The sequence below is a fragment of the Burkholderia sp. A2 genome (assembly GCF_001729305.1).
Taxonomy (GTDB): Bacteria; Pseudomonadota; Gammaproteobacteria; order Burkholderiales; family Burkholderiaceae; genus Burkholderia; species Burkholderia sola.
In genome coordinates, this window is sequence record NZ_LZXX01000138.1 from 1 (window position 1) to 8,353 (window position 8,353).

Annotated in this window: 9 protein-coding genes; 8 read left to right on the top strand and 1 reads right to left on the bottom strand. The window is 68.4% G+C overall.

The window, feature by feature from the left end:
- The 5 genes from A9Z05_RS30220 to A9Z05_RS30240 form a co-directional block, all read left to right on the top strand.
- A partial coding sequence (locus A9Z05_RS30220; RefSeq protein ID WP_141723515.1) for an amidohydrolase family protein occupies positions 1-417 on the top strand: 417 nt, incomplete at its 5' end.
- A gap of 1 nt (position 418) precedes the next feature.
- Entirely contained in the window at positions 419-871 is a 453-nt protein-coding gene (locus tag A9Z05_RS30225) for a DoxX family protein (protein ID WP_069621285.1), read from the top strand.
- A gap of 26 nt (positions 872-897) precedes the next feature.
- Positions 898-1,812 (top strand): glyoxalase, encoded by a 915-nt coding sequence (locus A9Z05_RS30230; protein ID WP_069621286.1) that lies wholly within the window; start codon positions 898-900, stop codon positions 1,810-1,812.
- Positions 1,809-2,507 (top strand): YoaK family protein, encoded by a 699-nt coding sequence (locus A9Z05_RS30235; RefSeq protein WP_069621287.1) that lies wholly within the window; start codon positions 1,809-1,811, stop codon positions 2,505-2,507. The genes A9Z05_RS30230 and A9Z05_RS30235 overlap by 4 nt, the downstream gene beginning before the upstream one ends.
- Positions 2,504-4,018, top strand: a complete 1,515-nt coding sequence (locus A9Z05_RS30240; RefSeq protein ID WP_069621288.1) for an alginate export family protein — start codon at positions 2,504-2,506, stop codon at positions 4,016-4,018. Before A9Z05_RS30235 ends, A9Z05_RS30240 begins: the two co-directional genes overlap by 4 nt.
- Positions 4,019-4,139: 121 nt before the next feature.
- Here A9Z05_RS30240 and A9Z05_RS30245 read toward each other — a convergent pair whose 3' ends face one another.
- On the bottom strand, positions 4,140-5,726 hold the full coding sequence (locus tag A9Z05_RS30245; RefSeq protein ID WP_069621289.1) for an acid phosphatase: 1,587 nt from the start codon (positions 5,724-5,726) through the stop codon (positions 4,140-4,142).
- 223 nt (positions 5,727-5,949) lie between these two features.
- On the opposite strand from A9Z05_RS30245, the gene A9Z05_RS30250 reads away from it, so the two are divergent.
- From A9Z05_RS30250 to A9Z05_RS30260, 3 genes are all read left to right on the top strand, one after another.
- A complete protein-coding gene (locus A9Z05_RS30250) occupies positions 5,950-7,299 on the top strand; it encodes a cytochrome-c peroxidase (protein ID WP_069621290.1) in 1,350 nt (449 codons plus the stop codon).
- A 124-nt stretch (positions 7,300-7,423) separates the two neighbouring features.
- The gene (locus A9Z05_RS30255; RefSeq protein ID WP_069621291.1) at positions 7,424-7,810 is read left to right on the top strand and encodes a hypothetical protein; all 387 of its coding nucleotides are present in this window, start codon (positions 7,424-7,426) and stop codon (positions 7,808-7,810) included.
- An 8-nt stretch (positions 7,811-7,818) separates the two neighbouring features.
- A complete protein-coding gene (locus tag A9Z05_RS30260; protein ID WP_069621292.1) occupies positions 7,819-8,292 on the top strand; it encodes an NUDIX hydrolase in 474 nt (157 codons plus the stop codon).
- The last annotated feature ends 61 nt before the right edge of the window (positions 8,293-8,353 follow it).

The following is an 8,353-nucleotide window of genomic DNA, read 5'->3' on the forward strand; positions in this document are numbered from 1 at the left end:
AACGAGGAGGGCAAGAAGGGCCGCATCGCGGTGGGGCAGCTTGCCGACCTGGTGGTCCCGGATCGCGATTTCTTCGCATGCGCGGAGGACGACATCGCCGCCACGACCGCGTTGCTGACGGTGGTCGACGGGAAGATCGTGTGGGGCGCGGGGCCGTTCGCGTCGCACGACGCGCCGATTCCGCCGGCGATGCCCGACTGGTCGCCGGTGCGCGAGTTCGGGGGCTATGGCGGCTGGGGCGCGACGCAGCGCAACGGCGCGCCGCTGCAACGCGCGGCGGCCGCCGCGATGTGCGGCTGCGCGAATGAATGCAACCTTCACCAGCATGCGCACGCGAGCGCATGGGCAAGCACGTTGCCGACGTCGGATGCGAAGGGCTTCTGGGGCGCGTTCGGGTGCTCTTGCTGGGCGGTCTGACATGACGACGCGCCCCGTCTACCGCACCCCCTCGTGGCTCCGCGTGCTGCTCGCGCAGCCGTGGGTCCTGCCGCTCGCGCGCGTCGCGCTGGTGTCCGCCTATCTGCTCGGCGGCGTCGCGAAGGCGCTGGACTTCCACGGCGCGGTCGCGGAGCAGGCGCATTTCGGCCTGCAGCCGGCCGCGCTGTGGGCGGCGCTCGCGATCGCGGTCGAGATCGCCGGCTCGCTGTGCGTGGTGTTTCGCCGTTTCACCTGGCTGGGCGCCGGCAGTCTCGGTATGCTGACGCTCGTCGCGATGTTCGTGGCGAACGATTTCTGGAACCGTTCCGGCGCCGAACGGTTCATGGCGCTCAACAGCTTTTTCGAGCATCTCGGGCTGATCGCGGCACTCGTGCTCGCGACCGTGCTCGACGATGCGCGGCAACCGGCCGATGATGGCCGCTCCATTCGATGACGATGCAACAACCAGGAAACCCTGTGATGAAATCTGTTCGTTCCGTGCTGCTCGCCGCGATGCTCGCGGGCGGCCTCGCCGTCGCGCCCGTGACGTTCGCGAAACCGCCGGCGCCGCCCGCGGTCGTGCCGACGGTGGCGGTCGGCCCGCAGTACGACACGACCCACGTGTGCGTCGCACCCGAAGACTTCGACCGCTTCACCGACAGCTTCGTCGCGACGTTCGGCGGCAAGAAGTCGAAGCAGGGCGTGTTCCAGGTCACGCCGACGCCGAGCCAGACGATGTCGCAACTCGTGCTGACACCGGTCGGCACGATCTCGGTATTCGGTTTCAAGACGCCGATCCCGTATCCGTTCTGCGCGGAGCGTACCGGCTATCTCGTGACCGACATGGACGTCGCCGTGAAGTCCGCGCGCGAGCACGGTGCCGACGTGATCGTCGACACGTTTCCCGATCCGATCGGCCGCGACGCGATCGTCACATGGGCGGGCGGCGTGAACATGCAGCTCTACTGGCACACGCAGGCGCCGAATTACGACGCGCTGCAGACCATCCCCGAGAATCGCGTCTACGTGTCGCCGCAAAGCGTCCGCAAGTTCGTGCACGACTTCGTCAAGTTCTCGAAAGGCAAGGTGGTGTCCGACACCCTGAAGGCGCCGGGCATCGAGATCGGCCGGCCGGACGATACGTACCGCCGCATTCGGATCGAATCGGGTTTCGGCAAGATGACCGTGCTGGTGACCGACGGCCATCTGCCTTACCCGTTCGGCCGCGAGATGACCGGCTACGAGGTGCCCGATCTCGCCGCGACGCTGAAGCAGGCCGAAGCCGCGGGCGTAACCGTGCTCGTGCCGCCGTTCACGTCGGACGGCCGCGACGCGGCGCTCGTGCAGTTCCCCGGCGGCTACGTCGCCGAGATCCACGCGAGCGCGGCGCGATGAAGCACGAGGACACGATTCTCGCCGCGGTGGCCGGCTTCGTCGACACGCTGAGCTTCGTCGCGCTGTTCGGGCTCTTCACCGCGCACGTGACCGGCAACTTCGTGCTGATCGGCGCCGGCCTCGCGGGCTTCGGCCAGGGTGTCGTGCTGAAGCTCAGCGTGTTTCCGGCGTTCGTGTGCGGCGTGATCGCGAGCAGCCTGATCGCGCGGTCGATGGCCGCGCGGCCGGCGTGGCAGGGCACGCGCGTGCTGCATACGGTGCAGGCCGTGCTGCTGCTCGGCTTCTGCGCGGCCGGCGTGTGGGCGACGCCCGTCACGCAGCCCGACAGCGTGGCGGCGCTCGTGGCCGGCATCGTCGGCACGTTCGCGATGGGCGTGCAGAATGCGCATCCGCGCGTGATCGCGCGCGCGGGCGGCGTGCCGAACACGGTGATGACCGGCAACGTCACGCAGGCGATCCTGGATGCCGTCGACATGCTGTCCCCCGGCACGGCGGACAGCGTGCGCGCCACCGCACGCGCACGCTTCGCGAAGATGCTGCCGGCGATCGTCGCGTTCGCGCTCGGCGCGGCGGGCGGTGCGATCGGGTTCCGCTACGTCGGATTCCTGGCGCTGCTGGTGCCCGTCGGCGCGCTCGCGACGCTTGCGCTGTGCGCGGCGCGATCAGCCGGTACGCCCACGCAGGAGCGTGCATGATCGAGCGACGCGGGCGACGCCACGGCCGCCGCTTCGAGCGGGCCGCGCGCGTGTCGATCGTCGCGGGGCTGCTGTGCGCGGGCGCCGACGCGGCGTTCGCGGAAACGGCGGTTGCGTCGACGTCGACGCAAGAACCGGCGCCGGCATCGGCCGCGTCGCCGGCCTCGACGTCCGCGGCGGCCACCGCATCGACGTGCACCGCCAAACGCCCGACCGTTCTGTTCAACCGTTGGCAGGAAGACTGGTCGGTGCTTGCGAATCCCTGCGTGCCGCGCGCGCCGCTCGACGGGCTGAAAACCATCCCGCTCGGCAACGATCCGTCATCCTATCTGTCGCTCGGCGTGAACCTGCGCGAGCGGCTCGAGACCAACGACGCACCGCTGTTCGGCATCGGCTCCGCGCAATCGGATACGTACGTGATCCAGCGCGTCGAAGTGCATGCCGATGCGCATCTCGGCCCGCACTGGCAGTTCTTCGCGCAATTGCAGGACGCACGCGCGTTCGGCAAGAACACGGTGTCGCCGGTCGATAAAAACCCGCTCGATCTCGAACAGGCGTTCGCGACCTACACGGGCGCGCTAGGCGGCGGCACGGTCAAGTTCCGCGTCGGCCGGCAGGAGATGGCGTTCGACTTGCAGCGCTTCATCGCCGCGCGCGACGGCCCGAACGTGCGGCTTGCGTTCGATGCGGTGTGGGCCGATTACGAATACGGCAAGTGGCGCTTCATCGGCTATGCGACGCAGCCGGTGCAGAACCGCAACGCATCCGATTTCGACGACGTGTCGAATCGCGATCTCACGTTCAGCGGCGTGCGTTTCGAGCGGCAGTCGCTCGGGCCGGGCGACCTGTCCGGCTACTGGTCGCGCTACAACCGCCGCGGCGCGCGTTTCCTCGATGCGAGCGGCCCCGAGCATCGCGACGTATGGGACGTCCGCTACACGGGCACGCACGGGCGCTTCGACTGGGATCTCGAGACGATGCTGCAGACCGGCACGGTCGGCAACGCCACGATCGGCGCGTGGGCCGTCGGTTCGATCGCCGGCTACAGGCTCGACGCGCCGTGGTCGCCGCGCATCGCGCTGCAGGTGGACGCGGCATCGGGCGACCGGCATCCGCACGACGGCCGCATCGGCACCTTCAATCCGCTGTTTCCGAACGGCTATTACTTCACGCTGGCCGGCTATACGAGTTACGCGAACCTGATTCACGTGAAGCCGTCCGTGACGCTGAAACCGGCGGCGAACCTGTCGCTGCTCGGTGCGCTGGGCTTCCAGTGGCGCGAGACGACCGGCGACGCCGTCTATCAGCAGCCGAACATCCCGGTGCCGGGCACCGCCGGCAAGGGCGGCCTGTGGACGGGCATGTACGTGCAGTTGCGCGCGGACTGGACGATCGCCGCGAACCTGATCGGCGCGGTGGAGGCCGTGCATTTCCAGGTCGGCGACGCGATCCGGCAGGCGGGCGGGCACAACGCGGATTACGTCGGCGTCGAGCTGAAGTACGGCTGGTGACCGCGGCGCGCGGCAACCCGCACGCGGCTTGAAAAAGGACAGCCCCGTGAACTGCGGGGCTGTCCTTCGTTCGTCCGGGCCGGCAGCATGGCCGGCCGCGTTCGCGGTGACGGCGATGCCGTTACAGGTTCGGCGACAGCGCGAGCGCGTTCGTCAGGTCGCCCATCGGCTGCGCGCCGTTCGCCTTCAGCGCGTCGTCGCGCTGCTGCAGGCCCGCGAGGCGCGGCAGCGAGAAGCGGCGCGTGATGAAGCGCAGGATCGAGCCCGTGTCGTACTGCGTGTGGTCGACGAAGCCCTTCTTCGCATACGGCGACACGATCAGCGCCGGAATGCGGGTGCCCGGGCCCCAGCGATCGGCATTCGGCGGCGTCGCATGATCCCAGAAGCCGCCGTTTTCGTCGTACGTGACGACCACGACCATGTTCTTCCACTGCGGGCTGGCCTGCAGGTGCGCGATCACGTCGGCGATGTGCTGGTCGCCGGACGTGACGTCCGTGTAACCCGGGTGCTCGTTCAGGTTGCCTTGCGGCTTGTAGAACGTCACCTGCGGCAGCGCGCCCGCATCGATCGCCTTGATGAACTCGGCGCCGTTCGCGCCGCCGTCGAGCAGATGCTGCGCACGGCTCGCGGTGCCCGGCGCCTGGTTCGCGAAGTAGTTGAACGGCTGGTGGTGCGGCTGGAAGTTCGGCGTCGACAGGTCGGCGCCGTAGATCACGTTCGACGTGCCGTTCTGGCTCGCCTGCAGCGCCTGGCCCCACGCGCCGGAATACCACGCCCACGATACGCCCGCGTTGGTCATCAGGTCGCCGATGTTGGTCGCCGTCTGCGGCGGCATCGTCGACGGATTGGCCGGGTCGGCGAGCAGCGGGTCGCCGCCCGCGGCCGCCTTGTTGCCGCTCGGCTGATACGCCGGCTGCATCGTGTTGATGCCGTAGAAGTCGGGCGTCAGCGCGCCGTCGTTGACGAACTTCGGCGGGCCGCTCAGCGCGGAAGCCGGCGAGTTCGTCGCGACCTTCAGCGACTTGCCGTCGGCATTGAGCACGGCGATCTTGCCGGCCGCCGGGCTCTTGTCGGCGTTCGGGTAGTACGGTGCGCACGCGCAGATCAGGTACTGGTGGTTCAGGAACGAGCCGCCGAACGCACCCATGAAGAAGTTGTCGGCGAGCACGTACTGCTGCGCGATCTTCCACAGCGGCAGCTTCGACGGATCGGCCGTGTAGTGGCCCATCGTCAGGCCGCCGGCATCGGTCCATGCGGCGTACATGTCGTTCTTGCCGCCGTTGATCTGCATCTGGTCCTGGTAGAAGCGGTGCACGATGTCGCGCGTCGCGATGCTCATCGACTGGTTGAAGCCTTTCGGATCGTCGATCGCGAACGGCGCGTTCGGCAGGTTCGCCGTCATCGCCTCGGTCACCGCCGGCGTGATGCCGGTCGCGGTCAGGCCGCCCCAGATCTTCGGCAGCGTCGCCATCGTCGAGCCGTCGCGGTCCTTCTGCACCGAGTTCGCGGCCGTCGCGTTCTGCAGACCGTTCGCGCCCGGGAAGTTGCCGTACAGGTTGTCGAAGCTGCGGTTTTCCGCGTAGATCACGACGACGTTCTTGACGGCCGACAGGCCCTGCTGCGTGACGTCGTCGCCGCCGCAGGCGGTCAGGCTGAGCGCGGCCGCGACGGCGATCGGCGTGCAGCGAATCCAGGCGTGCTTCTTCATGCGATGTTCTCTCTCATTCGTCGTTGGTCTCGTGTGGGAACCGGGTGGCGGGAGGGCCGGCGCGCGAACCTCGCGGTACCGCCCGGCTGCGCGCATTATCTGGAACCGATTTGACAGCCGGGTGTAGGGGCGCTTTCAATTGACTGTCGGTCGAACGTCATTGAACGGTCACGGAACTGACATAAGCTCCGGCCGATTGCCCACCGCTACCAGAACAACGACGATGCACACCCTGCTGAAATCCTTCGCGTTCGCGCGATCGCTGATCCCTGCCACGGCGACGCTCGCGGTGGTCGGCGCGCTCGCGGCGCTCGCCGGTTGCGATGCGCGGCCCGGCACGACTGCGTCGGCCGCGTCCGTCGTACCGGCGGCCCAGGCCGCGCCGGCCACCCCGGCGGTCGCGCCGGCCGGCCAGCCGCAGACGCGCGCGCAGGTGTTCGAGGGCGTGAAGCAGATGACGGCGCTCGGCAAGCAGTTGTTCTTCGATCCGTCGCTGTCCGGGTCCGGCAAGCTCGCTTGCGCGTCGTGCCACAGCGCCGACCATGCGTTCGGGCCGCCGAACGCGCTGTCGGTGCAGCTCGGCGGCGACGACATGCACCGTACCGGCTTTCGCGCGGTGCCGTCGCTGAAATACCTGCGCGGCATCCCGCCGTTCAGCGAACACTTCCACGATTCGCCGGATGAAGGCGACGAAAGCATCGACGCGGGTCCGACCGGCGGGCTGACCTGGGACGGTCGCGTCGATACGCGCGATGCGCAGGCGCGCATTCCGCTCACGTCGCCGTTCGAGATGAGCAGTTCGCCCGCACGGGTCGCGAAGGCGGTTCGCGCCGCGCCGTATGCCGATGCATTCCGCAAGGCGTTCGGCGACACGGTGCTCGGCGACGACCAGGCGACGTTCGGTGCGGTGCTGCGCGCGCTGGACGCATTCCAGCAGCAGCCGGCGCTGTTCGATCCGTACACGAGCAAATACGACGCGTATCTGGCCGGCCACGCGCAGCTCACGCCCGCGGAGCTGCACGGGCTGCAACTGTTCAACGACGAGAAGAAGGGCAACTGCGCGAGCTGTCACGTCAGCCAGCGCACGCTCGAAGGCGGCCCGCCGCAGTTCAGCGATTTCGGGCTGATCGCGATCGCGGTGCCGCGCAACCGCGCGCTGCCGGTCAATCGCGACCCGCGCTTCTACGATCTCGGCGCATGCGGCCCCGAACGCACCGACCTGAAGGGGCGCGACGAATTCTGCGGACTGTTCCGCACGCCGTCGCTGCGCAACGTCGCGCTGCGCAAGACGTTCTTCCACAACGGCGTCTATCACTCGCTCGAGGACGTGATGCGCTTCTACGTCGAACGCGACATCCATCCGGAGAAGTTCTACCCGGTCGTGCACGGCAAGGTGCAGATCTACGACGATTTGCCGAAGCGCTACTGGCCCAACATCAACCGCGAGCCGCCGTTCGACCGCAAGCGCGGCGACCCGCCGGCGCTGAACGCGGCCGAGATCAAGGACGTGATCGCGTTCCTCGGCACGCTGACTGATGGATATCAGCAAACGGCCGCGCCGGCCGGGCACTAGAAGGCATTCACCGCAGCACGCATGCTATGCTCGCTCGCTGACGGGCGTGGCGCGTGCCGGAGGGCCGGCCCCCGGTTCGCCGGCATGCGCCACGCCGTTCGATCGAACATCCAAGGAGAAAAACATGTCGATGCGTGCATCCCTTTCCGTCGTCACGCGCGTGCTGGCCGGCGCCGCGTGCGCAGCCGCGATGCTGCCCGCCCATGCACAGAACAACCTGAACTTCCTGAACGACACGCCGATCAGCTATTTCAGCAAGACCGATCGCGCGTCGCTGTCCAAGGCGGTCGTGCAGGCGCGCGACGAAGGCAAGGACGGTGAAACCACGACATGGCAGAGCAGCGGCCGCGGCACGCAGATCGACGCGAAGCTCACGCCGAGCACGACCGAGACGGACGGCAAGACCTGCCGCGAAATCGCGACCGAAATCACCGCGAAGGGCCAGACGATGACGCTCAAGCCCGTCTACTGCAAGACGGCCGCGGGCAAGTGGCAGTTGCAGAAGCGCTGAGCACGCACGTGACGAAGCGGGGCGGCGCGCCGCGCACGGTGTCGTGCGGCGTCGTAATCCTCGATGCGGGTGGCCGCGTGTTCCTCGCGCACGCGACGGACACCACGCACTGGGACATCCCGAAGGGGCAGGGCGAGCCGGGCGAGACGCCGGCCGACGCCGCGCTGCGCGAACTGCTCGAGGAAACCGGCATCGAGTTCGCGCCGGCCCGCTTGCTCGATCTCGGCCGCTTCGCGTACCGGCACGACAAGGACCTGCACCTGTTCGCGGTGCAGGTGGCCGAAGGCGAGATCGATCCCGCACGGTGCACGTGTACGTCGCTGTTCCCGAGCCGTCGCGACGGCTCGATGATTCCCGAGATGGACGCGTACCGCTGGACCGCGCCGGGCGACGTCGACACCTATGCGAGCCGCAGTCTCGCGCGGCTGTTTCGCACGAAGCTGTCGCTGGTGGAACTGCATCGGCGGTTGTCGGGCGCGTGAACGGACGCCGCGGCTTCCATTGCCGCCTGCCGTCCTTCGGCGCCTGCCCATGAAAAAACCG

Excerpts from the sequence above, each read along its gene's own strand:
- A9Z05_RS30225 (WP_069621285.1), top strand. The coding sequence starts at position 419 with ATGACGACGCGCCCCGTCTACCGCACCCCCTCGTGGCTCCGCGTGCTG.
- A9Z05_RS30250 (WP_069621290.1), top strand. The coding sequence starts at position 5,950 with ATGCACACCCTGCTGAAATCCTTCGCGTTCGCGCGATCGCTGATCCCT.
- A9Z05_RS30240 (WP_069621288.1), top strand. The coding sequence starts at position 2,504 with ATGATCGAGCGACGCGGGCGACGCCACGGCCGCCGCTTCGAGCGGGCC.
- A9Z05_RS30245 (WP_069621289.1), bottom strand. The coding sequence starts at position 5,726 with ATGAAGAAGCACGCCTGGATTCGCTGCACGCCGATCGCCGTCGCGGCC.
- A9Z05_RS30235 (WP_069621287.1), top strand. The coding sequence starts at position 1,809 with ATGAAGCACGAGGACACGATTCTCGCCGCGGTGGCCGGCTTCGTCGAC.
- A9Z05_RS30255 (WP_069621291.1), top strand. The coding sequence starts at position 7,424 with ATGTCGATGCGTGCATCCCTTTCCGTCGTCACGCGCGTGCTGGCCGGC.
- A9Z05_RS30230 (WP_069621286.1), top strand. The coding sequence starts at position 898 with ATGAAATCTGTTCGTTCCGTGCTGCTCGCCGCGATGCTCGCGGGCGGC.